Below are 25,219 nucleotides of genomic sequence, written 5' to 3'. Positions count from 1 at the left end.
CCGCCGGCCCGGTTTTGGATGCCCCTTCAGTCCGCCGGAAGCACGCGGGCCTTGTACGTCTCCGGGTAGCGCCGGGTGAGCTTCACCGCGACGACCAGCAGGGCGACGGGGACGACCCAGTTCAGCCAGTCGTCCTGGCGGGGGAAGTGGACGGCGAGCCAGGTGGAGGCCGTCATGAGGGCGAAGGTGACGCCCCAGCACGTGGTGAGCACCCGGTTGATGTGCCGGAACACGGGCGAGTCCCAGTACTGGCGCGGGGTCGACTCGCGGGCGTACTGCGCGGTGAAGGGGTCGTACAGCAGCGAGACGAAGGCGATGACGGCGACCAGGCCGCTGGAGATGACCTGGGCGTAGGTCTCCAGCCAGAGCAGGTCCGGGCGGTTCAGGGCGAGCGCCATGACGGAGAGCACGGCGAAGAACACGATGCCGGCCGCGTCGAGGATGCGGACCCTGCCGTGGAGCAGGTCCTGGGCGGACAGCACGAGGGCCGCGATCAGAGCGGCGAGCGCCGCGTACTCCCAGGTGCTGGGGCCGGCCACCACGCCGAAGATGATCCAGGGTGCGAAGGAGAGGAGGGCGCCCGCGGTGCCGAGCGGTTTCCTCCCGTCGGTCGCGGCCTGTTCCGCGATCGCCTGCTCGGCCATGAGGACGTCCTCTCCTGAGGTGAGTCGTCGTGGGATGTCGCGGTCCGCTCCCTTTCCCATCGTCCCGCCGCACTTCCCCGCCCGCACGCCGCCCGCCCGTGGTGCGCGGTGGCGGGCGGGCACCTACCGTGGAAGGGCGGTCCGGACCACCCAGGGGTCCGCTCGGCGTGTCCGGGAGCCGTCATGACTTATCGCTTCAGCGAGAACGACCAGTTCAACTTCGAGATCCTGCTCGCCCTCGGTTCGGTGTGGCGGCACGGAGCCGACGCGGGCGAGGTGCTCACCACCGCCGCCTCGGTGGCGGACGGCGACGGGCAGGCGTGGTTCGACGCCTGGCTGGACCTCGGGCGCCGCGTCCGGGTGGAGGCGGAGGAGTGCGCGGCGGCCGGCCACCCGGTGAGCGCCCGCGAGGGATGGCTGCGCGCGGCCGGCTATCTGGGCACCGCGATGGTCGGTGTGGACGCGGTACCCGACGCGGAGAAGCGGGCGGCGGAGGCGTTCAGCGAGCACCGGGCCTGCCTGGACCGGTTCCTGCTGGCCCTGGACCCGCCCGCCGAGCCGGTGTCGATCCCGTACGAGGACACCACGCTCCCCGGCTATCTGATCGGCCCGCCCGGCACCGACGAGCCGCTTCCGACGCTGATCGCCAACAACGGCAGTGACGGCCCGCTCAGTTCGGCCTGGACGCTGCTCGGTGCCCCGGCCGTGGAGCGGGGATACCGCGTCCTGCTCTTCGACGGCCCCGGGCAGCAGTCGATGCTGTTCGATCGGGGGGTCACTTTCCGGCCGGACTGGGAGAACGTCATCACCCCGGTCGTGGACTTCCTCCTCGCCCGCCCCGACGTGGACCCGCGGCGGATCGCGCTGGCCGGGATCAGCCAGGGCGGGTACTGGGTGCCCCGCGCGCTGGCCTTCGAGCACCGGCTCGCGGCCGCGGTCGCCGATCCGGGGGTGGTGCGGGTCGCGGAGAGCTGGTGGCAGCACCTCGGGCCCGACCTGCGGGCACTGTGGGAGTCCGGGGACCGGGACGCCTTCGACGCGATCATCGAGGAGGCACTGGAGCAGAACTCGGCACTGGCCGCGACGTGGCGCTGGCGGGCCAAGCCGTACGGGGTCGAGACGCCCTACGACCTGCTGTGCGAGGTCTCGCGGTACGACCTGCTGACCGAGGTGTCCCGGCAGGACCTCACCCGCGTCGTGGACCGCGTCACCACCCCGCTGCTGATCACCGACCCGGAGGGCGAGCACTTCTGGCCCGGCGCGTCGGAGCAGTTGTACGACGCGCTGCCCGGCCCCAAGGAGCTGGTGCGCTTCACCGAGGAGGAAGGGGCGCACCTGCACTGCGAGCCGCTGGGGCGGGCGCTGTTCGAGGAGCGGGTCTTCGACTGGCTGGACGCCCGGCTCGCCACCGCCGGCGCGGTGTGAGGAACGGGTTTGATCACCGTACGGCTGCGGCCCTGTAACGCCTTGATCTGACCACGCCAAACCTATGGATTCCGGCCAGGGCTGCTGCTTCCATAAGAGGCCAGTCACGCACTTTCCTGGGGGGAACGACAAATGCACTGGTACGTGGACGTGCTCAAGAAGTACGCGGTGTTCAGCGGTCGCGCGCGGCGGCAGGAATACTGGATGTTCTTCCTGTTCAACCTGGCCATCAGCATCGTGCTGGCGATCGTGGACAACGCCCTGGACACCTCGATCCTCGGGATCGTCTACTTCCTCGCCGTCCTGATCCCGGGCCTCGCCGTCACGGTCCGGCGCCTGCACGACACGAGCCGCTCCGGCTGGTGGATCCTCATCTCCCTGATCCCGCTCGTCGGCGGCATCATCCTCCTCGTCTTCGTCGCCTCCGAGGGCAAGCCGGAGGCCAACGAGTACGGCCCCAACCCGAAGTACGCCCCGGCCGCCTGACGCCGGCCCAGCCACGACGAAGGGCCCACCGGAACACCCGGTGGGCCCTTCGTCGCGTTCACAGCTCCGGCGCGAGCAACGTCAGCCGCAGCAACGCGGCGACAGCGAAGGCCACGGTAACCACGAACCACCACGCCCGCAGCCATCCGGCCTTGACGAGCGCCCACGTCAGCAGCCCGAGCACGGCCGAGACGGCCAAGGGACTTCAGCGCACCGCCACGCACGAGGGGGACGGACCCGAAGGCCCGTCCCCCTGAGGGTGCGCTCGCACTCAGTGGGAGTGGCCGCCCGGCGCCGGACCCGCGTTCTTCACGGCCAGCGGCAGCAGCTTCTTGCCCGTCGGGCCGATCTGGATGTGGGTGTCCATCTGCGGGCAGACGCCGCAGTCGAAGCAGGGGGTCCAGCGGCAGTCCTCGACCTCGGTCTCGTCGAGGGCGTCCTGCCAGTCCTCCCACAGCCAGTCCTTGTCGAGGCCGGAGTCGAGGTGGTCCCACGGGAGGACCTCCTCGTAGGAGCGCTCGCGGGTGGTGTACCAGTCGACGTCGACGCCGAAGTCGGCCAGCGCCTTGTCCGCGCAGCCCATCCAGCGGTCGTAGGAGAAGTGCTCACGCCAGCCGTCGAAGCGGCCGCCGTCCTCGTAGACGGCGCGGATGACCGCGCCGACGCGCCGGTCGCCGCGCGAGAGCAGGCCCTCGACGATGCCGGGCTTGCCGTCGTGGTAGCGGAAGCCGATGGAGCGGCCGTACTTCTTGTCGCCGCGGATCTTGTCGCGCAGCTTCTGCAGGCGCGCGTCGGTCTCCTCGGCGGAGAGCTGGGGCGCCCACTGGAACGGGGTGTGCGGCTTGGGTACGAACCCGCCGATGGAGACCGTGCAGCGGATGTCGCCCGAGCCGGAGACCTCGCGGCCCTTCTGGATCACGTGGGTCGCCATGTCGGCGATCTGGAGGACGTCGTCGTCCGTCTCGGTGGGCAGGCCGCACATGAAGTAGAGCTTCACCTGGCGCCAGCCGTTGCCGTAGGCGGTGGCGACCGTGCGGATCAGGTCCTCCTCCGAGACCATCTTGTTGATGACCTTGCGCATGCGCTCGGAGCCGCCCTCGGGGGCGAAGGTGAGGCCCGAGCGACGGCCGTTGCGGGTCAGCTCGTTGGCCAGGTCGACGTTGAACGCGTCGACACGGGTGGACGGCAGCGACAGGCCGATCTTGTCGTCCGTGTACCGGTCCGCCAGGCCCTTGGCGATCTCGCCGATCTCGGAGTGGTCCGCCGAGGACAGCGACAGCAGGCCGACCTCCTCGAAGCCGGTCGCGTTGAGCCCCTTCTCGACCATGTCACCGATACCGGTGATGGAGCGCTCGCGCACCGGGCGGGTGATCATGCCCGCCTGGCAGAACCGGCAGCCGCGCGTGCAGCCGCGGAAGATCTCCACCGACATCCGCTCGTGCACCGTCTCCGCGAGCGGCACCAGCGGCTGCTTCGGGTAGGGCCACTCGTCCAGGTCCATCACCGTGTGCTTGGAGACCCGCCACGGCACACCGGAGCGGTTGGGGACCACGCGGCCGATGCGGCCGTCGGGCAGGTACTCCACGTCGTAGAACGCCGGGATGTACACCGCGCCGGTCTTCGCCAGCCGGAGCAGGACCTCCTCGCGGCCACCGGGGCGGCCCTCGGCCTTCCAGCGGCGGATGATCTCCGTCATGTCCAGCACGGCCTGCTCGCCGTCACCGATGATCGCCGCGTCGATGAAGTCCGCGATCGGCTCCGGGTTGAACGCCGCGTGGCCGCCGGCCAGCACGATCGGGTCGTCGACGGTACGGTCCCGCGACTCCAGCGGGATGCCCGCCAGCTCCAGCGCCGTGAGCATGTTGGTGTAGCCCAGCTCGGTGGAGAAGCTCAGACCGAACACGTCGAACGCCTTCACCGGGCGGTGGCTGTCGACGGTGAACTGCGGGACGCCGTGCTCCCGCATCAGGGCCTCCAGGTCCGGCCACACGCTGTACGTGCGCTCGGCGAGGACGCCCTGCTGCTCGTTGAGCACCTCGTAGAGGATCATGACGCCCTGGTTGGGCAGACCGACCTCGTAGGCGTCCGGGTACATCAGCGCCCAGCGGACCTCGGCCTCGTCCCAGGGCTTGACCGTGGAGTTCAGTTCTCCGCCGACGTACTGGATCGGCTTCTGCACATGCGGGAGCAAGGCTTCGAGCTGCGGGAAGACCGACTCGACAGACATCGCGGCATTACCTTCGTGAGCTGACTAAAGGGCATCTCCCGGCCGGAGGCTGGAAGGGTGACCATCAAGCCTAACCCGTTCGGACGCGACTTCCGTACGCCGAGCTCAGTGCGGGAACGCCGATCGGGTCTTCGCCCACACCGCGGGCAGCCTCTCCTCGGTGCGCCGGGCCGCCCGCTCCTCCCGCTCGTGCAGCACCCCGTAGGTGAAGGCGCTCTCCCCTGCCGCGTGTGCCACCGCCGCCAGCTCGCGCAGGGTCTGCCGGGCCAGCACGCTGTCCTGGTGCTCGCCGAGCAGGCTGGTCAGTTTCTTCGCCGCGCGGGCCGGGGCGTGCGCGGAGCCTCCGAGCGCGGGGACGGCCGCGTCGGCGGCGTACCGGGCCCGCTTGGCCCGCTTACGGGCCTGGTGCAGGGCGTGGTCGCGCTCCTCGCCGGGCGGCAGCTCCAGCGCCGCACGCACCAGCCGGGCCAGCCCGGCGCCCTCCTTCGCCAGGGCGCGGGTGAGCACCTTGCCGGGTTTCCGCGCCGCCCTCCCCCGCAGCGGCGGGTCCGCGAGCAGGGTGTCGAGGCTGTCCAGCAGGGCGAGGTAGCGGGCGGAGTCCAGCACGCCGAGCACCTGGCCGCGGGTACCGGCGTGCCGCGCGGTCGCCCAGGAGGCGAGGCGCTCGCGGACCGGGCCGGTGACCGCGCCGGGCGGGACGGCGTCCAGGGCGTCCGTCAGCCGTTCCGCCAGCACCTCCTGGTCCCGGTCCACCCCGAGTTCGCGGGCCAGCCACTTCAGCTCGGCGGCGACCGGGGCGGTGGCGTCGGGGTCGAGCACGGAGCCGAAGCACCGGAAGGCGGAGCGGAGCCGGCGGGTGGCGACCCGCATCTGGTGCACGGAGTCCGGCAGGTCGCGTCGGACACCGGGGTCGTGGGCGAGGATCGCCTCGCGCTGCTCGCGGATGTACGCGAGGACGTGGTCCCCTGCCGTGACCGGCTTGGCCGGCCGTTCGGGAGGCCGCTTGCGGGAGCCGCCGGTGCGGCGCAGCGCCTCGGCCACCTTGGAGGACGACTTCGAGGGCCGTATCCCCGCCTCCGCGAGCCGCTCCTCGACGGCGTCCAGCACGGCCGGGTCGGCGCCGTCGGCCAGCTCCACCTCGATCTCGGTCCATTGGGCGGTGCCGCCCGCGCGGTTGAGCCGCTCGGCGGTGACGGTGTCCACGCTCGCCTCGGCCAGCAGGGTGCCGTCCGCGCCGAGCAGGTGCCGTACGTCGCGGGCGGACCGCAGCCGGACCACGGGGATCAGCTCGGCGTTCCGGACGCGCGAGCGGACCAGCGCGGCGATCTCCTTCGGCACGGTGTCCGAGAGGGGGGCGCGGATCTCGTCCCGGACACCGGGAGCGACCGGGAACTTCAGATGCCATCCGGCGTCCGCGCCTCCGGTACGGCGGCGCAGGGTGAGTGCGGCGGCGCCGAGGCGCTCGTCGGCGGTGTCGTAGTAGTGGGCGTCCAGCTCGACCACGCCTTCGTCGACGACGTCCACCACCGCGCCTGCCCCGGCCAGGTCGGGCAGGCCCTCGTCCGTGACGTCGTACTTCCGCTCGATCTCCCGCTTCACGTCCGCCATGAACCGAATCTAGAACGCGCGCGCGATCTCAACCAGCCCCCGCGGGCGGTCGGGGCAGCGGGTCAGGCCCGGCGGACCGCCGTGTCGCGGGGCCGCACGCGCTCCTGGAAACGCCGGCGGGCCCGGTCCGGCCTCCCCGTGAGGGGTGCCGGGCCGGGCCCGCCGGCGGAGCAGGGACCGGAGGGCGCATGATCGCGTCGTCACCCGTGTCCGTCCGCCGAACCGCCGGAGGCTCACGCCGACATGGGTCGCTGCGCTCTGATCGATTGAAGCAGCCCCACCGCGATCCAGACCGCGAACATCGAGGAGCCGCCGTAGGAGACGAAGGGCAGAGGCAGGCCGGTGACCGGCATGATGCCGAGGGTCATGCCGACGTTCTCGAACGCCTGGAAGGCGAACCAGGCGACGATGCCGGCGGCCACGACCGTGCCGTACAGCTCGGTCGAGTCGCGGGCGATGCGGCAGGCGCGCCACAGGATGACGCCGAGGAGGAGGATTATCAGTCCGGCCCCGAGGAAGCCGAGTTCCTCACCCGCGACGGTGAAGACGAAGTCGGTCTGCTGCTCCGGCACGAACTGGCCGGTGGTCTGCGAGCCGTGGAACAGCCCGGAACCGGTCAGGCCGCCGGAGCCGATGGCGATGCGGGCCTGGTTGGTGTTGTAGCCGACGCCCGCAGGGTCCAGCTCCGGGTTGGCGAAGGCCGCGAACCGGTTGATCTGGTAGTCGTCCAGGATGTGGAGCTGCCACACCGCGATGGCGCCGGTGGCTCCGGCCGAGATGAGGCCGAAGACCCAGCGGTTGGAGGCGCCGGAGGCGAGCAGCACGCCCAGGATGATGATCACCATCACCATGACCGAGCCGAGGTCCGGCATGAGGAGCACGATGAGGATCGGCACCGCCGCCAGCCCGAGCGCCTGGAGCACGGTGCGGTGGTCCGGGTACGCCTTGTCGCCCGCGTCGACCCGGGCGGACAGCAGCATCGCCATGCCCAGGATGATCGTGATCTTCACGAACTCCGAGGGCTGGAGCGAGAAGCCGCCGCCGAGCACGATCCAGGAGTGGGCGCCGTTGACCGTGGAGCCCAGCGGGGTGAGCACCGCGAGGATGCCGGCCACCGAGAGGCCGTAGAGGATCGGCACCGCGTTGCGCAGGCCGCGGTGGCCCAGCCACAGGGTGCCGATCATCAGGGCGAGCCCGATGCCGGTGTTCATGAGATGCCGGATCAGGAAGTAGTACGGGTCGCCCTGGTTGATCTCGGTGCGGTTGCGGGTCGCCGAGAACACCAGCATCGAGCCGATCATCGACAGCGCGAGCGCGGCCAGCAGTATCGGCCAGTCGAGCCGGCGGGCCAGGGAGTCGCGGGCGAAGATCCTGCTCCAGCCCGCCCGCTGGGGGCCGTACCCGGAGACGGAGAAGGTGTTGCCGGTCATGTGCGCGTCCTCCGGCTCCCCCTCCGGCGGGGCCGCCTGCGGGTGTTGCTGTTGGTGCTGGGCGAGGGCGAGGTGGCGGCGGGCTGGTCCTCGCCGTTGCTCGTGTTGTTCTTCTGCGCGTTCTCCACGTCCTTGGCCGGGTCGCCGGTGATCTTCGGAGAGGCCACCGTGCCGTCGGGACGGACCTTCGGAAGGGTCTTCTGCGGCTGCGGCAGCATCGCCTTCCTGTTGTCGACGGAGCCGTCGCCCTGGACGCCGTAGAGCGCGCTGTAGATGTTGCGCACGGCCTCACCGGAGGCTCCGGAGCCCGTACCGGCCTGGGCGATCGTCATGATCACCGTGTAGTCCTTGGAGTAGGTCGCCAGCCAGGAGGTGGTCTGCTTGCCGTAGACCTCCGCCGTACCGGTCTTGCCGTGCAGCGGGATCTTGTCCTGCGGCCAGCCGCCGAACTTCCACGCCGCGGTACCGCGGGTGATGACGCCCGCGAAGGCCTCGTCCATGCCCTTGAGGGTGGCCTTGCTGACCGGCAGCCTGCCCGACGGCCTGGGCTTCAGTTCGCGCACCGACTTGCCGTCCGCGCTGATGACCGCCTTGCCGATGCTCGGGTGGTACATGGTGCCGCCGTTGGCGACGGCGCCGTAGATCACCGCCTCCTGGATCGGCGTGACGAGGGTGTCGCCCTGGCCGATGGAGTAGTTGATCGAGTCGCCCTCACGCATCTTGTTGCCCTCGAGGCAGTTCTCGTAGGCGATCTTCTCGACGTACGAGCCGTCCTTCTTGCCGTACTTGCACCAGGCGTCCTTGTTGGCCTTCCAGTAGTCCAGCTTCCACTGGCGGTCCGGGACGCGGCCGGTGACCTCGTTGGGCAGGTCGACGCCGGTCTCCTTGCCGAGGCCGAACTGGTGGGCGGCCTTGTAGAAGAAGTCCTTGGGCTGGCCCTTCTTCGGGTTGATGCCGCCGTCCTTCTTCCACTGCTGGTCGGAGAGGTAGTAGAAGACGGTGTCGCAGGAGACCTCGAGTGCCCGGCCCAGCGGGATCGGGCCGAAGTTCTCCCCCTCGAAGTTCTTGAAGACCTGGCCGCCCACCGAGTAGGAACTCGTGCAGGGGTAGCGGCCGTCGAAGTCGTACCCCGCCTCGACCGCGGCGGCCGTGGAGACCACCTTGAAGGTCGAGCCCGGTGCGGCCTGGCCCTGGATGGCCCGGTTCAGCAGCGGGTAGTCGGAGTTCTTGCCGGTCAGGGTCCGGTAGTCCTTGGCGGAGATGCCGCCGACCCAGACGTTCGGGTCGTAGTCGGGCGCGGAGGCCATGGCGACGATGCGGCCGGTCTTGGCCTCCATCACCACGGCGGCACCGGAGTCAGCCTTGTAGTTGGTGCCGGTGATCTTGTCGAACTGCTGACGGGCGACCTTCATCGCCTTGTCCAGCTCGAACTCGGTGACCCGCTGGATGCGGGAGTCGATGCTGGTGACCAGGTTGGAGCCGGACTCCGCCGGGTCGGCCTGGGCCTTGCCGATGACCCGGCCGAGGTTGTCCACCTCGTACCGCGTGACGCCGGCCTTGCCGCGCAGTTCCTTGTCGTACTGCCGTTCCAGGCCGGAGCGGCCGACCATGTCGGAGCGCAGGTAGGGCGAGTCGGTGTCCTTGGCCTTCTGGATCTCCTCGTCGGTGACCGGGGAGAGGTACCCGAGGACCTGGGAGGTGTTGGCCTTGCCCGGCGCGCCGTACCGGCGGACCGCCTCGGGCTCGGCGGTGATGCCGGGGAAGTCCTCGGCGCGCTCCCGGATCTGGAGGGCCTGCCTGGGCGTGGCCTCGTCGGTGATCGGGATGGGCTGGTACGGGGAGCCGTTCCAGCAGGGCTGGGGGGTCTTGGCGTCGCACAGCCGGACCTTCTGCTGCACCTCCTCCGGCTTCAGGCCGAGGACGGCGGCGAGCTTGGCCAGCACGCCCTTGCCGTCGTCCTTCTGCTTGAGCAGGTCGGTGCGGGAGGCGGAGACGACGAGCCGCGTCTCGTTGTCCGCGAGCGGGACCCCGCGCGCGTCCAGGATGTCACCGCGTACGGCGGGGTCCACGACCTGCTGGACGTGGTTGCCGGACGCCTCCTTCTGGTAGGCGGCGCCCTCGCGGATCTGGAGGTACCACAGCCGGCCGCCGAGGGTGCCGAGCAGGGAGAGCACGAGGATCTGGATGACGACCAGCCGGATCTGGACCCGTGGGGTCCGCCCGGTCTCGGGAATATTGGTCATGGGCGCAGCCCGTTCGTTGGAAGGGCGGTGGCGGGCGACGGGTGGGCGTTCGTCACTGCTGCTGACTCCCCCTCTCGGCGCGGGGACCGGTGTGCGCGTACGGACGACGGGTGGATTCGGGCGCAGTCACAGCCGCTTGACTCCCTTGATCCGGCCGACGCGGGCGGAGCGGGTGCGGGCCCTGGCCTTCAGGGCGCCGAGGCCCCGCTGGGAGCCGATGCGCAGACCGGTGCCGGAGGAGAGCCAGCCCGAGGAGATGTTGCCGGCCTTGGCTGCGGGTCCCGACTCGGCCAGCGGGTCGTTGTCCGCGCGGCGGGCCAGCCACATCACGCCGGGCACCACGAAGGGGGCCAGCAGCAGGTCGTACAGGGCGGCCGAGAACAGCAGGCCGGGCAGGCCGACATGGCGGGCGGCGGTGTCGCCGACCAGGGCGCCGACGCCCGCGTAGAGCAGGGTGGAGCCGATCGCGGCGGCGACCACGACGGCCATGGGGCCAGACGCGGACTTCAGCCGGCCGGTCTCGGGCTTGGCCAGTCCGGCGAAGTAGCCGATGACGCAGAGCACCAGGGCGTAGCGGCCGGCCGCGTGGTCGGCGGGCGGGGCGAGGTCCGCGAGGAGTCCGGCGCCGAAGCCGACCAGGGCGCCGCCGACGTGGCCGTACACCAGGGCGAGGCCGAGGACGGTCAGGAGGAGCAGGTCGGGCACGGCGCCGGGCAGGTGCAGGCGGGCCAGGACACTCACCTGGATCACCAGGGCAACGACCACCAGAACGGTGGAGAGCAGGACGCGGTTGAGGCGCATGGGGTTCAGCTCCTACTGCTGCTGGCCGTCGGTTCCGGCGTCGCCCGGCTGCGAGCCGTCCGCCGAGGGGGTGACCGTGACGGTCACCGTGGGCGTCGGGACCGGCTTGGGCTTGGCCGGGAGTACCTCGTCGCGCGGGTCCTTCTTCGGTCCCGCGACGACCACGCCGACGATGTCGAGCTTGCTGAATCCGACGTAGGGGGTGACGTAGAGGGTGCGGGTCAGGCCGCCGCCGGAGGGGTCGACGCGGGAGACCACGCCGACGGGCACGCCGGGCACGAACGGCTTGTCGGCCTGGGAGCCGAAGGTGACGAGCCGGTCGCCCTTCTTCACCTCCGCCTTGCCGTCGAGGAGCTCGACGCGCAGCGGGCGGTCGCCCTGGCCGGAGGCGAAGCCGAGTTCGTCGTTGCCCTCCATCCGGGTGCCGACGGTGAAGTCGGGGTCGTTGGCGAGCAGCACGGTGGCGGTGTCGGGGCCGACCGTGGTGACCCGGCCGACCAGGCCGTCGCCGTTGAGGACGGTCATGTCCCGCTTGATGCCGTCGTCGGCGCCGGCGTCGATGGTGATGGTCCAGGAGAAGCCCTGGGCCGCTCCTATGGCGATGACCTGGGCGCCCTTGATGCCGTACTGGCCCTGGCCCGCCACCTTGAGCATCCGGTCGAGCTGGTTCAGACGGCTGCGGGTGCGGTCGTCACTGCCCAGCTTGGCCTTGAGCGCCGCGTTCTCCTTCTCCATGACGGCGAGCCGGTCATGGCGGTCTCCGGAGTCCCGTACGGCGGAGACGGCGTTGCCCACCGGGTCCACCGCCGCGGACATTCCGTTCTCGATCGGGCCGAAGGCCGCGGCCGCGGCCTGCCGGGCTCCGTCGACCGGGGAGTTCCGGCCTCCGCGGATGTCCACCGTGATCAGTGCGAACGCGATGGCGATCAGCAGGACCAGGAGCAGCCGGCTCTCTTTCGTGTCCCTCACGTGCGGCGGCCGTGCCCTTCCTCTATTGGAATTCGGGGACCCCCGATAAAGCGCCGTTGCCGATGCGCGAATCGAAGGGGGTCCGTTGGGGGAGCTTATGCCTCTATATCAACGATCCGCCGCACGAGAGCAGAACATCTCGTACGGCGGAATCGAAGTGTCATGTCATCGGCGCGGCTGGGCGTCGAGCACCTGCTGCAGTGCCTCGAACTCCTCGACGCACTTGCCGGAGCCGAGCGCGACGCTGTCGAGCGGGTCCTCGGCGATGTGGATCGGCATGCCGGTCTCCCGGCGCAGCCGCTCGTCGAGGCCGCGCAGCAGGGCGCCGCCGCCGGTCAGCACGATGCCCCGGTCCATGATGTCGCCGGACAGCTCCGGCGGGCACTTGTCCAGGGTCGTCTTGACGGCGTCGACGATCGCGTTGACCGGTTCCTCGATCGCCTTGCGCACCTCCGCCGCGGAGATGACGACGGTCTTGGGCAGCCCGGACACCAGGTCCCGGCCGCGGACTTCGGTGTGCTCGTCGGAGTCGAGGTCGTACGCCGAACCGATCGTGATCTTGATCTGTTCGGCCGTCCGCTCACCCAGCAGAAGGCTGTACTCCTTCTTGATGTACTGGATGATCGCGTTGTCCAGTTCGTCACCCGCGACGCGGATGGACTGGGCGGTGACGATGCCGCCGAGGGAGATGACCGCGACCTCCGTGGTGCCGCCGCCGATGTCCACCACCATGTTGCCCGTGGCCTCGTGGACCGGCAGGCCGGAGCCGATGGCCGCGGCCATGGGCTCCTCGATGATGTGCACCTGGCGGGCGCCCGCCTGGGAGGAGGCTTCGATGACGGCGCGTCGCTCGACGCCGGTGATGCCCGAGGGCACGCAGACCACGACCCGGGGCCGGGCCAGATACCGCCGCTTGTGGATCTTCAGGATGAAGTAGCGGAGCATCCGCTCGGTGATCTCGAAGTCGGCGATCACGCCGTCCTTCAGCGGCCGCACGGCCACGATGTTGCCCGGCGTGCGGCCGATCATCTTCTTCGCTTCGGCGCCGACCGCGAGGATTCCACCGGTGTTGGTGTTGATCGCCACGACGGACGGCTCGTTGAGTACGATCCCGCGACCCCTGACGTACACCAGCGTGTTGGCGGTCCCGAGGTCGACAGCCATGTCACGGCCGATGAACGACATTGAGTTCCCCATCAGGATTCGACGGGCCTTCCCTGGAAGCCTTTGAGGGCTTTTCAGGTCGGCGAGGTGGGTGCGGTGACGTGAAGGCTTCCATCGTAGACGCGCCTGCACGATCACCGCGCGAGGGTCTTCGCCCATTGTCAGCAGATGGTGCGCCGCCTCGCTTGTGGAGACGGTCCATCGGGGGCATGCGTTCCCCCGAACGGCAAGGCATATGCCGAGGGACGGCCGAAATGGTACGGCCGTCCGGCGGCGGGATATCCGGAGGGACTGACGACCCCTCAGAAAAAAATTCCCTGAAACTCCTCACGGCGTGGCCCGGACGGGCCCGCACCGCACCGGTCAGTCACGGCCCGGGAAGAAGATCTTCACCTCGCGCTCGGCGGACTCCTCCGAGTCCGAGGCGTGGATCAGGTTCTCGCGCACGATGACACCGAAGTCGCCCCGGACGGAACCGGGGGCCGCCGCGATCGGGTCCGTCGGGCCGGCGAGCTGCCGCACACCCTCGATGACCCGCTCCCCCTCGACGATCATCGCGACGACGGGGCCGGAGGACATGAACTGCACCAGCGGCTCGTAGAACGGCTTGCCCTCGTGCTCGCCGTAGTGCTGCTCCAGCGTGCCCCGGTCCAGCTCCCGCAGCTCCAGCGCGGCGATCCGCCAGTCGGCCTTGCGCTCGATACGGCCGATGATCTCGCCGATCAGGCCACGCCGGACGGCGTCGGGCTTGAGCAGGACGAGGGTGCGCTGGGTCACGGAAGGCTCCTTACGACTGACGTGCGGTGGCACGAGGCTACAGGTCGCGTCCGCGCCCTCGTCACGCAGCGTCAGCCGTAGGGGAGGAGCCCTCCTCGGCGGCGGCCGCGAAGCGGGCCTTGGCCCGGTCGACCTTGCGGCCGTAGTGGACCGAGGCCCACCACAGGGCCGCGAAGACCGCGCCCATGAAGTACATCATCGGCACGAAGACGCCCGAGGCGATCAGGGCGAGCTGGAGGGCCCAGCCGAGGGCGACGCCGCCCGGCCGGGTCACCATGCCGCAGAGCAGCACGGACAGCACCATGGCCACCCCGCAGACCCACCACACCGTGGACATGGCCAGCGAGGGGTCCTTCATGGCGACCAGACCGGCGAACCCGATGACGAAGAACTCGCCGATCAGCGTCGACGAACAGAGCGTACGCACGAGCGGTTTACCTCAGCCCTTCCGAAGCAGCAGGCGCGCCTCGCCCACCGTGATGACGGAACCGGTGACCAGTACGCCGCCACCGGCGAACTCGCCCTCCTCCTCGGCAAGCGTGATCGCGGCCTCCAGCGCCTCCGGCAGCCGGGGCTCGACCTGGACCCGGTCCTCACCGAACACCTCGACGGCGATACCGGCCAGTTCGTCGGCGTCCATCGCGCGGTGGCTGGAGTTCTGCGTGACGACGACCTCCGCGAAGATCGGCTCGAACGCCTCCAGCACCCCGCGCACGTTCTTGTCCCCGCTCGCGCCGACCACGCCGATCAGCCGGCTGAAGTCGAACGACTCGCGCACCGCCTCGGCGGTCGCCTCGGCGCCGGCCGGATTGTGCGCGGCGTCCAGCACGACGGTCGGGGACCGGCGGACGATCTCCAGCCGGCCCGGCGAGGAGACGGCGGCGAACGCCTTGCGCACGGTGTCGATGTCCAGCGGCTCGGCGCGCTCGGCACCGACACCGAAGAACGCCTCGACGGCGGCGAGGGCGACGGCCGCGTTGTGCGCCTGGTGGGCGCCGTGCAGCGGGAGGTAGACCTCGGGGTACTCGCCGCCCAGTCCGCGCAGGGTGAGCAACTGGCCGCCGACGGCCACCTGGCGGTCCACCACGCCGAACTCCATGCCCTCGCGGGCCACGGTGGCGTTCTCCTCGACGGCCTTCTTCAGCAGTACCTGGGCCGCGTCGACCGGCTGCTGGGCCATGATCACGGTCGAGTCCGGCTTGATGATGCCGGCCTTCTCGGTGGCGATCAGCTCGGGCGTCCCGCCCAGGCGGTCGGTGTGGTCCAGCGAGATCGGCATGACCACGGCCACGTCACCGTCGATCACGTTGGTCGCGTCCCAGCTCCCGCCCATGCCGACCTCGACCACGGCGACGTCCACGGGGGCGTCCGCGAAGGCGGCGTACGCCATGCCGGTGAGCACCTCGAAGAAGGAGAGGCGGTGCTCCTGGGCGGTGTCGACCATCTCGATGTACGGCTTGACGTCGTGGTACGTCTCGATGAACCGCTCGGCGCTGACCGGGGCGCCGTCCAGGCTGATGCGCTCGGTCACCGACTGCACGTGAGGGCTGGTGTAGCGGCCGGTGCGCAGTTCGAAGGCCCCGAGCAGGGCCTCGATCATGCGGGCGGTGGAGGTCTTGCCGTTGGTGCCGGTGATGTGGATGGACGGGTACGAGCGCTGGGGGTCGCCCAGCACGTCCATCAGTGCGGCGATCCGGGTGACGGACGGCTCCAGCTTGGTCTCGCCCCAGCGGGTGGCCAGCTCGGTCTCCACCTCGCGCAGGGCGCGGTCCACCTCGGGGTCCTCGGGCCGGGCCGGTACGTCGGCCTCCGGCGGGCCGCCCTGGGTGCGCAGGGTGCGGCTGCCGGCCTCGATCACGGCGAGGTCGGGGTCGCGGTCTGTCTCCTCGGCGACGATGTCGTCGAAGTCGGCGAGGGGGTCGGGCGTGTCGTTGTTACCGGGCGAGTCACTCACGTCGCCCAGTCTACGGAGGGGGTGGTGTCGCGCGTGTGGTGGTCCGAGTGCGGCGCCGTCGTGGCCGGCCGCGCGGTTCCCCGCGCCCCCGGAGAGCTGCGGCCGAGCCGCGCTGGATCGGCCACCCACCTCGTCGTGCCCACCCCGCCCGCCCGGGGTCTTTCGTTCGGATCAGGCACCGGTCCCCGCGAGCCCGGCATGATCCGGACGAGGGGCCCTGGCTGCGGGCAGTCGTGCCGCTGGGGCGGCACGGGTGGGCGCAGCGGCACCACCGCGGCGCCACGGGCAAGCGAAGGCCCCCCGGCGCCGAGCGGACACCGGGGGGCCTCGTTCACTCACGCCTGCGGGAGGCGGTCCAGCTGGGACTGGAGGCGACGCATGTCTTCCTCGGCCTTGGCCAGGCGGCCGCGGATCTTGTCGACGACCGCGTCCGGGGCCTTGGCGAGGAACGCCTCGTTGCCGAGCTTGGCCGTGGCGGCGGCCTTCTCCTTCTCCGCCGCGGCGAGGTCCTTGGCGAGGCGCTTGCGCTCCGCCGCCACGTCGATCGTGCCGGAGAGGTCGAGCGCCACCTCGGCGCCGGCGACCGGGAGGGTGGCCGTGGCCGTGAAGGCGTCACCCTCGGGCTGGAGCCGCAGGAGCTGGCGGATCGCCGCCTCGTGCGGGGCGAGCGCCGTACCGGTCAGGGTGAGGCGGGCCGGGACGCGCTGACCGGGCTGCAGCCCCTGGTCGGCGCGGAAGCGGCGGACCTCGGTGATGACCGACTGGAGCGACTCGATCTCCCGCTCGGCGGCCGCGTCACGGAACCCGGAGTCCTTCGGCCAGTCGGCGACGACCAGCGACTCCCCGCCCGTCAGCGTCGTCCACAGCGTCTCCGTGACGAACGGGACCACCGGGTGCAGCAGCTTCAGCGTGACGTCGAGGACCTCGCCCAGCACCCGCTTGGAGACCTCGGCCGCCTCGCCGCCCGCCTGGAAGGTCGTCTTGGACAGCTCGACGTACCAGTCGAAGACCTCGTCCCACGCGAAGTGGAACAGCGCGTCCGACAGCTTGGCGAACTGGTAGTCCTCGTAGTGCGCGTCGACCTCGGCCACGACCGAGTTGAGGCGGGACAGGATCCAGCGGTCGGTGGCGGACATCGCGGACGCGTCCGGCAGCGGCCCCTCGACGGTCGCGCCGTTCATCAGCGCGAACCGGGTCGCGTTCCAGATCTTGTTGGCGAAGTTCCGCGAGCCCTGGACCCAGTCCTCGCCGATCGGGACGTCGACACCGGGGTTGGCACCGCGCGCGAGGGTGAAGCGGAGCGCGTCGGAGCCGTACTTGTCCATCCAGTCCAGCGGGTTGACCGCGTTGCCGAAGGACTTCGACATCTTCTTGCCGAACTGGTCGCGGACCATGCCGTGCAGGGCGATGGTGTGGAACGGCGGGGTGCCGTCCATCGCGTAGAGGCCGAACATCATCATCCGGGCGACCCAGAAGAAGAGGATGTCGTAGCCGGTGACCAGGACGGAGTTCGGGTAGAACTTCGCGAGCGACTCGGTCTGCTCGGGCCAGCCCAGGGTGGAGAAGGGCCACAGACCGGAGGAGAACCAGGTGTCGAGGACGTCGGTGTCCTGGTGCCAGCCCTCGCCGGCCGGCGGCTGCTCGTCGGGGCCGACGCAGACGACCTCGCCGTCGGGGCCGTACCAGACGGGGATGCGGTGGCCCCACCAGAGCTGGCGCGAGATGCACCAGTCGTGGAGGTTGTCGACCCAGTCGAAGTACCGCTTCTCCATCTCCTGCGGGTGGATCTTGACCTTGCCGTCGCGGACGGCGTCACCGGCGGCCTTGGCGAGCGGGCCGACCTTGACCCACCACTGCATGGACAACCGCGGCTCGATGGTGGTCTTGCAGCGCGAGCAGTGGCCCACCGAGTGGACGTAGGGCCGCTTCTCGGCGACGATCCGGCCCTCGGCGCGCAGCGCGGCGACGATGGCGGAGCGGGCCTCCAGGCGGTCCAGGCCCTGGAAGGGGCCGGGGGTGGTGATGACCGCGTGCTCGTCCATGACGGTGATGGACGGCAGGTCGTGGCGCTGGCCGATCTCGAAGTCGTTCGGGTCGTGCGCCGGGGTCACCTTGACGGCGCCGGTGCCGAACTCGGGGTCGACGTGCCCGTCGGCGACGACCGGGATGGAACGGTCGGTCAGCGGGAGCCTGATCAGCTTGCCGATGAGGTGCTTGTACCGCTCGTCCTCGGGGTGGACGGCGACGGCGGTGTCACCCAGCATCGTCTCGGCGCGGGTGGTGGCGACGACGATCGTCTCGTCGCCCTCGCCGTACTTCATGGAGACGAGCTCGCCGTCGTCGTCCTGGTACTCGACCTCGATGTCGGAGATCGCGGTGAGGCAGCGCGGGCACCAGTTGATGATGCGCTCGGCGCGGTAGATCAGCTCGTCGTCGTAGAGCCGCTTGAAGATGGTCTGGACGGCCTTGGAGAGGCCCTCGTCCATGGTGAAGCGCTCACGGGACCAGGCGACGCCGTCACCGAGGCGGCGCATCTGGCCGGAGATCTGGCCGCCGGACTCGCCCTTCCACTGCCAGACGCGGTCGACGAACGCCTCGCGGCCCAGGTCGTGGCGGGACTTGCCCTCCTTGCCCAGCTCGCGCTCGACGACGTTCTGGGTGGCGATGCCGGCGTGGTCCATGCCCGGCTGCCACAGGGTCTCGTAGCCCTGCATGCGCTTGCGGCGGGTCAGGGCGTCGATGATGGTGTGCTCGAAGGCGTGGCCCAGGTGGAGGCTGCCGGTGACGTTGGGCGGGGGGATGACGACGGTGAAGGGCGGCTTGTCGCTCTTCTCGTCGGCCTCGAAGTAGCCCCGCTCCACCCAGCGCTCGTACAGCGGCCCCTCTACGTCGGCCGGCGCGTACTGGGTCGGCAGTTCGGTCTCGGGCGCTGATGGCTGCTGCTGAGCGTTCTCGGTCACGGGGGTCAGTTTAGAGGTGCCGCGGGGTGCTCCCGAAACGCGTTTGTTCTGTAACGGTGCGGCCCCCGGTGCCACCTGTTCTCCGCACCTGGGCAAGGATGGCGGCAACACCTGAACATCTGGAGGGGAACCCAGCCATGAGCAGCAACCAGCCGGGCCCGTACGGCGGACAGCCCCCGCAGCCGGGTCCTTACGGTCAGGCTGGTCAGCCCGGCCCCTACGGGCAGCAGCCCCCGGCCCAGCCCGGCCCCTACGGGCAACCGGGACCCTACGGTCAGCCCCCGCAGGCGCCCCAGCCCGGTTACGGCTACCCGCAGTCGCCGCCCCCGCCCGGTCCCCCGGCTCCGCCGCAGGCCCCCTACGGGTACCCGCAGCAGCAGGGCGTGCCCCAGCAGCCGGGCCCCTACGGCCAGCCGCAGCAGAACCCCTACGGACAGCAGCCCCCGCAGGCCCCCTACGGCTCGCAGCCGCCGGTGCAGGGCCGGAACAACTCCAGGCGGAACGGGCTGATCATCGGCGCCGTGGCCGTGGTGGCCGCCGTGGCGGTGGGCGTCTACCTGATGACCAGCGGCAGCGGTGGCGGCGACGTGGCCGACGACGGCCCGCACAAGCTGGTCACACCCTCGACGGTGCTCTCGGAGTACAAGAAGGGCAAGAGCGACAACGGCGCGATGACCAAGGACGACCTGAAGGACGCCGAGAACTGGGGCGTCGAGGACCCGAAGGACGTCAGCGCCGAGTACGCGGCCGGGAACGTGGACAACCCGCTGAGCAAGAAGATCATCGAGTTCGGCGGCGTGTACGGCAGGATCGCGGACCCGGGGAAGACGGTCGACGGGCTGTTCGCCTACATGAAGGACCAGAGCAGCAAGGACGCCGAGCACAAGTACGACCTGATCGGTGAGCCGAAGCGGTACGAGCCGGAGGGGCTCGGGGGCGCGGTCCTCAAGTGCCAGCAGGCCAAGGGCGACACGTCGGGCAGCGGCGAGGGCGTGCCCAAGGAGATGACGTTCTCCTTCTGCGTGTGGGGCGACCACAGCACCGTCGGTTTCGTGATGCCGATGGACATCGCCACCCTGGCGGCCGGCCGCAGCAGCGACCCGGCGCGGGACGCGGAGCTGACCGCCAAGTTCCGCTCGGCGGTGCGCGTCAAGGCGTGACGGGATGCAAGGAGGGCCCCGGCCGGCCGGCCGGGGCCCTCTTTCATGCGCTTCGGGTCACGCGGTCTTCTGCTCGCCCTGGCCGCGCCCGCGGGAGTCCCTCGGGATCAGCGTCGGGTTGACGTTGGAGTGCACGACGTCGGCCGTGATGACCACGCGGGCGACGTCCTTGCGGGACGGCACCTCGTACATCACCGACATCAGCACCTCCTCCATGATGGCGCGCAGGCCGCGTGCGCCGGTCTGGCGGAGGATGGCCTGGTCGGCGATGGCCTCCAGCGCCTCGCGCTCGAAGTCCAGCTCGACACCGTCGAGTTCGAAGAGCCGCTGGTACTGCTTGACCAGGGCGTTGCGCGGCTCGACCAGGATCTTGAGCAGGGCCTCGCGGTCGAGGTTGTGCACCGAGGTGATCACCGGGAGACGGCCGATGAACTCGGGGATCATCCCGAACTTCACCAGGTCCTCCGGCATGATGTCCTCGAAGATGTCCTTGGACGCCAGCTCGCGCTTGGAGCGGATGGTGGCGCCGAAGCCGATGCCCTTCGCGCCCGCCCGCGCCTCGATGATCTTCTCCAGGCCGGCGAAGGCACCGCCCACGATGAACAGCACGTTCGTCGTGTCGATCTGGATGAACTCCTGGTGCGGGTGCTTGCGTCCGCCCTGCGGCGGCACCGAGGCGGTGGTGCCCTCCAGGATCTTCAGCAGCGCCTGCTGGACGCCCTCGCCGCTCACATCGCGGGTGATCGACGGGTTCTCGCTCTTGCGGGCGACCTTGTCGATCTCGTCGATGTAGATGATGCCCGTCTCGGCCTTCTTGACGTCGTAGTCGGCGGCCTGGATGAGCTTGAGCAGGATGTTCTCGACGTCCTCGCCGACATAGCCCGCCTCGGTCAGCGCGGTGGCGTCCGCGATGGCGAACGGGACGTTGAGCATGCGGGCCAGGGTCTGCGCCAGCAGCGTCTTGCCGGAACCGGTGGGGCCGAGCAGGAGGATGTTGGACTTGGCCAACTCGATGGCGTCCTCGCGGCCTTGGCCGCCGCCGTTCTCCCCGGCCTGGACGCGCTTGTAGTGGTTGTACACCGCGACGGAGAGGGCCTTCTTGGCCGCTTCCTGGCCGACCACGTAGCTCTCGAGGAACTCGTAGATCTCACGGGGCTTGGGGAGTTCCTCCCAGCGCACCTCGCTGGTCTCCGCCAGCTCCTCCTCGATGATCTCGTTGCAGAGATCGATGCATTCGTCGCAGATGTACACACCGGGACCTGCGATGAGCTTCTTGACCTGCTTCTGGCTCTTGCCGCAGAACGAGCACTTGAGCAGATCGCCGCCGTCACCGATGCGTGCCACGGTGTGCTTCCCCTTCGCCTGGGAGACGACTGGACACGGAACGGGTCCAACGACTCCTGGTGCTGCCTTATGTCGACGGTACCTTGCCGGGCCCCGTGTTCGGGCCCCCCTTGGCAGGGTTCACTTTGACGTGCACCCTGCCAAGAAGGCCCGGAAGTGCGCAACCGCGGTCAGCGGACCGCTTCGTTGTTCATCTTGCGGGTGGAGATGATCTGGTCGACGAGGCCGTACTCGAGCGCCTCCTCGGCCGTGAGGATCTTGTCGCGCTCGATGTCCTCGCGGATCTTGTCGATCGGCTGGTTCGAGTGCTTGGCGAGCATGTCCTCGAGCTGCTCGCGCATCCGGGTGAACTCCTTGGCGATGATCTCCAGGTCGGAGAGCTGACCGCGCCCGGTCGAGCCCGCCGGCTGGTGGATCAGCACGCGCGAGTTCGGCAGCGCCATGCGCTTGCCGGGGGTGCCGGCGGCGAGCAGGATGGCCGCGGCCGAGGCGGCCTGGCCCATGCACACCGTCTGGATGTCCGGCTTCACGAACTGCATGGTGTCGTAGATGGCCGTGAGGGCCGTCATGTCACCGCCGGGGCTGTTGATGTAGATGGAGATGTCCCGGTCGGGGTCCATCGACTCCAGGCACAGGAGCTGCGCCATGACGTCGTTGGCCGAGGCGTCGTCGATCTGGACGCCCAGGAAGATCACGCGCTCCTCGAAGAGCTTCGCGTACGGGTCGTACTCGCGGACGCCCTGGGAAGTGCGCTCGACGAAGCGCGGGATGATGTAACGGCTGTCGGGGCGGGGGCCCTCGTACATGCCGCTGGCGGCGCCGGGGAAGTTGCTCATGGGGTGTTCACCGTCCTGGTGGCGTGCTGGGAGCTGTCGGTGGCGTGCGTGCGGGGTGACCGGTCAGGCGCCGGTGCCGCCGCCTCCCGGTACACCCGAGGCGTGCGTGATGATCTCGTCGATGAGACCGTACTCCTTGGCCTCCTCGGGGGTGAACCAGCGGTCGCGGTCGCCGTCGCGGATGATCGCCTCCACCGTCTGGCCGGAGTGCTCGGCGGTCAGCTCGGACATGCGCTTCTTCGTGCGCAGCAGGTACTCGGCCTGGATCTTGATGTCCGAGACGGTGCCGCCGAGGCCCGCGGAGCCCTGGTGCATCATGATGTCCGCGTGCGGCAGCGCGAAGCGCTTGCCGGCGGCGCCGCCGGTGAGCAGGAACTGTCCCATCGAGGCGGCCATGCCCATGGCGATGGTGACCACGTCGTTCGGGATGTACTGCATGGTGTCGTAGATCGCCATGCCGGCCGTCACCGAGCCGCCGGGGCTGTTGATGTAGAGGTAGATGTCCTTCTCGGGGTCCGCGGCGAGGAGGAGCAACTGGGCGGTGATCTTGTTGGCGATGTCGTCGTCGACCTGCTGGCCGAGGAAGATGATCCGCTCGCCCAGCAGCCGGTTGTAGACCTGGTCGCCGAGGCCACCACCGATGGAGGGCTCGCCGGCGGCGGTAGGCATCAGATTCGTCACGTATCCACCTGCTCGTCTTACGACGGCGCCGGGCCGTCTCACGTTGTCCTGCGTGGTCCTGCTGGGGCTTCGTGGGGGGTCCGGTGGGCTCCCCTGCCCCTCGTATTCATGGACCCTAACGCTCTGGTCCCCCCGGAGAATCCCGTGGAAGCAGGTGTTCGCCGGGGGCGTAGTGCTGTGTGGTGATGCGACAGGCCCCCGGAAGACTCGCTTCCGGGGGCCTGTCGTCAGGCGGACGTACCGGGGACTCAGCCCTCGGTCTTCTCGTCGGCGGCCTCGGCGGCCTCGGTGACCTCGGTGGTCTCCTCGGTCTCCTCGTCCTCGTCGTCGAGGTCGACGATCTCGCCGTTGGTGTCCTTGACGGTGGCGGCCTCGACGACCACGGCCAGCGCCTTGCCGCGGGCGACCTCACCGACGAGCAGCGGAACCTGGCCGCCCTCGACGACGGCCTGGGCGAACTGGTCGGGGGACATGCCGGAGGAGGCGGCGCGGCGCATGAGGTGCTCGGTGAGCTCCTCCTGGTTGACGCCGAGGTTCTCCTTCTTCACCAGCTCGTCGAGGACGAACTGGGTCTTGATGCCCTTGACCGCGGCCTCACGGGTCTCGGTGTCGAACTCCTCGGCGGTCTTGCCCTGGATCTCCAGGTACTTGTCGAGGGTCAGACCCATCTGGCCGAGCTGGTGGTGCTCCAGGTTGTGCTTGCGGGTGTTGACCTCGTCCTCGAGGAGCTTCTCGGGGACGGGGACCTCGACCAGCTCGAGGAGCTTGTCGAGCACGCGCTCCTGGGCCTGGGTGGCCTGGTCGAACTGCTTCATGTCGGCCAGCCGCTTGGTGCTGTCGGCCTTCAGTTCGTCCAGGGTGTCGAACTCGGACGCGAGCTGCGCGAAGTCGTCGTCCAGCTCGGGCAGTTCGCGGGCGGCGACCTGGGTGACCTTGACGGTGACCTCGGCCTCGCGGCCGGCGGCGGAGCCACCCTTCAGCTCGGAGGTGAAGGTGGCCTCCTCGCCGGCGGACAGGCCCTTGACGGCCTCGTCGATGCCGTCGAGCAGCTCGCCGGAACCGATGGTGTAGGAGACGCCGCTGGCGACGCCGTCCTCCAGCACCTCGCCGTCGACCTTGGCCTCCAGGTCGATCGTCACGACGTCGCCGTCCTCGGCGGCGCGCTCGACCGGGGAGGTCGAGGCGAAGCGCTCACGGAGCTGCTCGACCGACTTCTCGACGTCCTCGTCGCTGACCTCGATGGCGTCGACCTCGACCTCGATGCCGGAGTAGTCCGGGATCTCCAGGGCCGGGCGGATGTCGACCTCGGCGGTGAAGTTCAGCGTCTCGCCGTCCTTCAGCTCGGTGATGTCGACCTCGGGCTGGCCGAGCGGGGTCAGCTCGGCCTCGTTGACCGCCTCGGTGTAGAACTTCGGGAGCGCGTCGTTGACGGCCTCCTCGAGCACCGCACCACGACCGAACCGCTGGTCGATGACGCGGGCCGGGATCTTGCCCTTGCGGAAGCCCTTCACCGTGACCTGCTGGTTGATCTTCTGGTACGCCGCGTCGAGGCTGTCCTTGAGCTCCTCGAAGGGCACCTCGACAGTGAGCCGAACCCGAGTCGGGTTCAGGGTCTCCACGGCGCTCTTCACGGTTCGGTCTCCTTGTGGCTGACTTCTTGGGTTCTGCCGGAGCCAGACAGCCCCGGCGGATAGCCGCCCGGAGGAGTAGCAGGCCATGAGGCCGGACACACGGGCGCGCAACCTGCATAGTAACCGCAGCCGGTCAGGGCCCCAAAAGGCGATCTTCACGACACCGTGAGGCAGTGGTCGGGGTGGCGGGATTTGAACCCACGGCCTTCCGCTCCCAAAGCGGACGCGCTACCAAGCTGCGCCACACCCCGTCTGGTGCGAGTCGTAGGGTACATGCCCCGCAGGGGCACGTCGCGGCGTCGCGCGGGGTACCGGGTGCCGCGCCGGAGACACCTCGGGCGAACCGGCGGGTTCGCCCGCACGCCGGAGGCTCCGCTACGATGCCTCCAGTACCGCGGTCACCGACGCGCGGTGCGCTCTCGCGGGCGTAGCTCAATGGTAGAGCCCTAGTCTTCCAAACTAGCTACGCGGGTTCGATTCCCGTCGCCCGCTCTTCACCACTCAGGGGCCCGCGCCGTCACGGCGGCGCGGGCCCCTGAGTCGTTCACGCGCCCTCAGCCTCAGAAGCTGATGGAGTTGACCATCTCCGCTATCGAGTTGAGGAAGCGGCTGATGGAGGGCGCCATCCCGGTGGAGGCGAGGAAGAAGCCGAAGAGGATCGCCACGATGGCCGGGCCGGCCTTGATGTTCCCCCCTCGCATCAACACCACCAGGATGATCGCCAACAGCAGCACCACGGACAGTGAAATGGCCACAACTGATCACACCCTCGGTCGGTTCGCTCTCCCGGCCTGGAGGCACCGTGCAGCACACCTCCGCCAGAACCATCGTGCCACCAACCAGCCCTCTGTATGCGGCTCGTGACACATCGTCGGGCGG

Annotated in this window: 21 protein-coding genes and 2 tRNA genes; 4 read left to right on the top strand and 19 right to left on the bottom strand. The window is 69.9% G+C overall.

The window, feature by feature from the left end; translation table 11 throughout:
* Positions 1 to 26 precede the first annotated feature (26 nt).
* A complete protein-coding gene (locus tag ACWCV3_RS03115) occupies positions 27 to 644 on the bottom strand; it encodes a hypothetical protein (protein ID WP_451217529.1) in 618 nt (205 codons plus the stop codon).
* Between the two features lie 183 nt (positions 645 to 827).
* On the opposite strand from ACWCV3_RS03115, the gene ACWCV3_RS03110 reads away from it, so the two are divergent.
* Both ACWCV3_RS03110 and ACWCV3_RS03105 read left to right on the top strand, forming a co-directional pair.
* Entirely contained in the window at positions 828 to 2,069 is a 1,242-nt protein-coding gene (locus ACWCV3_RS03110; RefSeq protein ID WP_451217526.1) for an alpha/beta hydrolase family protein, read from the top strand.
* A gap of 132 nt (positions 2,070 to 2,201) precedes the next feature.
* Positions 2,202 to 2,555: a DUF805 domain-containing protein gene (locus tag ACWCV3_RS03105; RefSeq protein WP_451217523.1), complete on the top strand. Its 354-nt coding sequence runs from the start codon at positions 2,202 to 2,204 to the stop codon at positions 2,553 to 2,555.
* A gap of 58 nt (positions 2,556 to 2,613) precedes the next feature.
* Here the strand turns inward: ACWCV3_RS03105 and ACWCV3_RS03100 are convergent, their stop codons facing one another.
* The 12 genes from ACWCV3_RS03100 to ACWCV3_RS03045 form a co-directional block, all read right to left on the bottom strand.
* On the bottom strand, positions 2,614 to 2,754 hold the full coding sequence (locus ACWCV3_RS03100; protein ID WP_451217520.1) for a hypothetical protein: 141 nt from the start codon (positions 2,752 to 2,754) through the stop codon (positions 2,614 to 2,616).
* 72 nt (positions 2,755 to 2,826) lie between these two features.
* On the bottom strand, positions 2,827 to 4,782 hold the full coding sequence (locus ACWCV3_RS03095) for a TIGR03960 family B12-binding radical SAM protein (RefSeq protein WP_451217518.1): 1,956 nt from the start codon (positions 4,780 to 4,782) through the stop codon (positions 2,827 to 2,829).
* A gap of 105 nt (positions 4,783 to 4,887) precedes the next feature.
* Positions 4,888 to 6,390: a CYTH and CHAD domain-containing protein gene (locus ACWCV3_RS03090; protein WP_451217515.1), complete on the bottom strand. Its 1,503-nt coding sequence runs from the start codon at positions 6,388 to 6,390 to the stop codon at positions 4,888 to 4,890.
* Between the two features lie 233 nt (positions 6,391 to 6,623).
* Positions 6,624 to 7,820: a rod shape-determining protein RodA gene (gene rodA / locus ACWCV3_RS03085; RefSeq protein ID WP_451217512.1), complete on the bottom strand. Its 1,197-nt coding sequence runs from the start codon at positions 7,818 to 7,820 to the stop codon at positions 6,624 to 6,626.
* Positions 7,817 to 10,063 (bottom strand): penicillin-binding protein 2, encoded by a 2,247-nt coding sequence (mrdA, locus tag ACWCV3_RS03080; RefSeq protein ID WP_451217509.1) that lies wholly within the window; start codon positions 10,061 to 10,063, stop codon positions 7,817 to 7,819. The genes rodA and mrdA overlap by 4 nt, the downstream gene beginning before the upstream one ends.
* 126 nt (positions 10,064 to 10,189) lie before the next feature.
* Entirely contained in the window at positions 10,190 to 10,864 is a 675-nt protein-coding gene (mreD, locus tag ACWCV3_RS03075) for a rod shape-determining protein MreD (protein WP_451217506.1), read from the bottom strand.
* 12 nt (positions 10,865 to 10,876) lie between these two features.
* Complete coding sequence (gene mreC / locus ACWCV3_RS03070) at positions 10,877 to 11,833, bottom strand: rod shape-determining protein MreC (RefSeq protein ID WP_451217504.1); 957 nt, start codon at positions 11,831 to 11,833, stop codon at positions 10,877 to 10,879.
* A 165-nt stretch (positions 11,834 to 11,998) separates the two neighbouring features.
* Entirely contained in the window at positions 11,999 to 13,018 is a 1,020-nt protein-coding gene (locus ACWCV3_RS03065; RefSeq protein WP_020940056.1) for a rod shape-determining protein, read from the bottom strand.
* 342 nt (positions 13,019 to 13,360) lie between these two features.
* Positions 13,361 to 13,774 carry a nucleoside-diphosphate kinase gene (gene ndk, locus ACWCV3_RS03060; protein WP_451217501.1) on the bottom strand — a complete coding sequence of 138 codons (414 nt, stop codon included), beginning with the start codon at positions 13,772 to 13,774 and terminating at the stop codon, positions 13,361 to 13,363.
* A gap of 61 nt (positions 13,775 to 13,835) precedes the next feature.
* A complete protein-coding gene (locus tag ACWCV3_RS03055) occupies positions 13,836 to 14,201 on the bottom strand; it encodes a DUF4233 domain-containing protein (protein WP_451217498.1) in 366 nt (121 codons plus the stop codon).
* A gap of 12 nt (positions 14,202 to 14,213) precedes the next feature.
* Complete coding sequence (gene folC, locus ACWCV3_RS03050; RefSeq protein WP_451217495.1) at positions 14,214 to 15,728, bottom strand: bifunctional tetrahydrofolate synthase/dihydrofolate synthase; 1,515 nt, start codon at positions 15,726 to 15,728, stop codon at positions 14,214 to 14,216.
* 335 nt (positions 15,729 to 16,063) lie between these two features.
* Complete coding sequence (locus ACWCV3_RS03045) at positions 16,064 to 18,688, bottom strand: valine--tRNA ligase (protein ID WP_451217492.1); 2,625 nt, start codon at positions 18,686 to 18,688, stop codon at positions 16,064 to 16,066.
* Positions 18,689 to 18,825: 137 nt separating this feature from the next.
* On the opposite strand from ACWCV3_RS03045, the gene ACWCV3_RS03040 reads away from it, so the two are divergent.
* On the top strand, positions 18,826 to 19,848 hold the full coding sequence (locus ACWCV3_RS03040) for a hypothetical protein (RefSeq protein WP_451217489.1): 1,023 nt from the start codon (positions 18,826 to 18,828) through the stop codon (positions 19,846 to 19,848).
* Between the two features lie 57 nt (positions 19,849 to 19,905).
* Here the strand turns inward: ACWCV3_RS03040 and clpX are convergent, their stop codons facing one another.
* From clpX to ACWCV3_RS03015, 5 genes are all read right to left on the bottom strand, one after another.
* On the bottom strand, positions 19,906 to 21,192 hold the full coding sequence (clpX, locus tag ACWCV3_RS03035) for an ATP-dependent Clp protease ATP-binding subunit ClpX (protein WP_451217486.1): 1,287 nt from the start codon (positions 21,190 to 21,192) through the stop codon (positions 19,906 to 19,908).
* 170 nt (positions 21,193 to 21,362) lie between these two features.
* Positions 21,363 to 22,028, bottom strand: a complete 666-nt coding sequence (locus tag ACWCV3_RS03030) for an ATP-dependent Clp protease proteolytic subunit (RefSeq protein WP_451217483.1) — start codon at positions 22,026 to 22,028, stop codon at positions 21,363 to 21,365.
* 63 nt (positions 22,029 to 22,091) lie between these two features.
* Positions 22,092 to 22,697 carry an ATP-dependent Clp protease proteolytic subunit gene (locus ACWCV3_RS03025; RefSeq protein WP_030814130.1) on the bottom strand — a complete coding sequence of 202 codons (606 nt, stop codon included), beginning with the start codon at positions 22,695 to 22,697 and terminating at the stop codon, positions 22,092 to 22,094.
* A gap of 260 nt (positions 22,698 to 22,957) precedes the next feature.
* Entirely contained in the window at positions 22,958 to 24,340 is a 1,383-nt protein-coding gene (tig, locus tag ACWCV3_RS03020) for a trigger factor (RefSeq protein WP_451217480.1), read from the bottom strand.
* 174 nt (positions 24,341 to 24,514) lie between these two features.
* Positions 24,515 to 24,591, bottom strand: a tRNA-Pro gene (locus ACWCV3_RS03015).
* Between the two features lie 170 nt (positions 24,592 to 24,761).
* On the opposite strand from ACWCV3_RS03015, the gene ACWCV3_RS03010 reads away from it, so the two are divergent.
* Positions 24,762 to 24,832 (top strand) — tRNA-Gly (locus ACWCV3_RS03010).
* 68 nt (positions 24,833 to 24,900) lie between these two features.
* Here ACWCV3_RS03010 and ACWCV3_RS03005 read toward each other — a convergent pair.
* Positions 24,901 to 25,095, bottom strand: coding sequence for a hypothetical protein (locus tag ACWCV3_RS03005; protein ID WP_030814126.1), 195 nt, complete (start codon positions 25,093 to 25,095; stop codon positions 24,901 to 24,903).
* Positions 25,096 to 25,219: the final 124 nt, after the last annotated feature.

It is taken from the genome of Streptomyces sp. NPDC001781, assembly GCF_053596035.1.
This window is presented reverse-complemented; position numbering and strand designations above follow the sequence as displayed.

What these genes read in the sequence shown, in the direction of transcription:
- ACWCV3_RS03115 (WP_451217529.1), bottom strand. Translation starts at nt 644, where the DNA reads ATGGCCGAGCAGGCGATCGCGGAACAGGCCGCGACCGACGGGAGGAAA.
- ACWCV3_RS03110 (WP_451217526.1), top strand. Translation starts at nt 828, where the DNA reads ATGACTTATCGCTTCAGCGAGAACGACCAGTTCAACTTCGAGATCCTG.
- ACWCV3_RS03105 (WP_451217523.1), top strand. Translation starts at nt 2,202, where the DNA reads ATGCACTGGTACGTGGACGTGCTCAAGAAGTACGCGGTGTTCAGCGGT.
- ACWCV3_RS03095 (WP_451217518.1), bottom strand. Translation starts at nt 4,782, where the DNA reads ATGTCTGTCGAGTCGGTCTTCCCGCAGCTCGAAGCCTTGCTCCCGCAT.
- ACWCV3_RS03090 (WP_451217515.1), bottom strand. Translation starts at nt 6,390, where the DNA reads ATGGCGGACGTGAAGCGGGAGATCGAGCGGAAGTACGACGTCACGGAC.
- rodA (WP_451217512.1), bottom strand. Translation starts at nt 7,820, where the DNA reads ATGACCGGCAACACCTTCTCCGTCTCCGGGTACGGCCCCCAGCGGGCG.
- mrdA (WP_451217509.1), bottom strand. Translation starts at nt 10,063, where the DNA reads ATGACCAATATTCCCGAGACCGGGCGGACCCCACGGGTCCAGATCCGG.
- mreD (WP_451217506.1), bottom strand. Translation starts at nt 10,864, where the DNA reads ATGCGCCTCAACCGCGTCCTGCTCTCCACCGTTCTGGTGGTCGTTGCC.
- ACWCV3_RS03065 (WP_020940056.1), bottom strand. Translation starts at nt 13,018, where the DNA reads ATGTCGTTCATCGGCCGTGACATGGCTGTCGACCTCGGGACCGCCAAC.
- ACWCV3_RS03040 (WP_451217489.1), top strand. Translation starts at nt 18,826, where the DNA reads ATGAGCAGCAACCAGCCGGGCCCGTACGGCGGACAGCCCCCGCAGCCG.
- ACWCV3_RS03030 (WP_451217483.1), bottom strand. Translation starts at nt 22,028, where the DNA reads ATGAGCAACTTCCCCGGCGCCGCCAGCGGCATGTACGAGGGCCCCCGC.
- ACWCV3_RS03025 (WP_030814130.1), bottom strand. Translation starts at nt 22,697, where the DNA reads ATGCCTACCGCCGCCGGCGAGCCCTCCATCGGTGGTGGCCTCGGCGAC.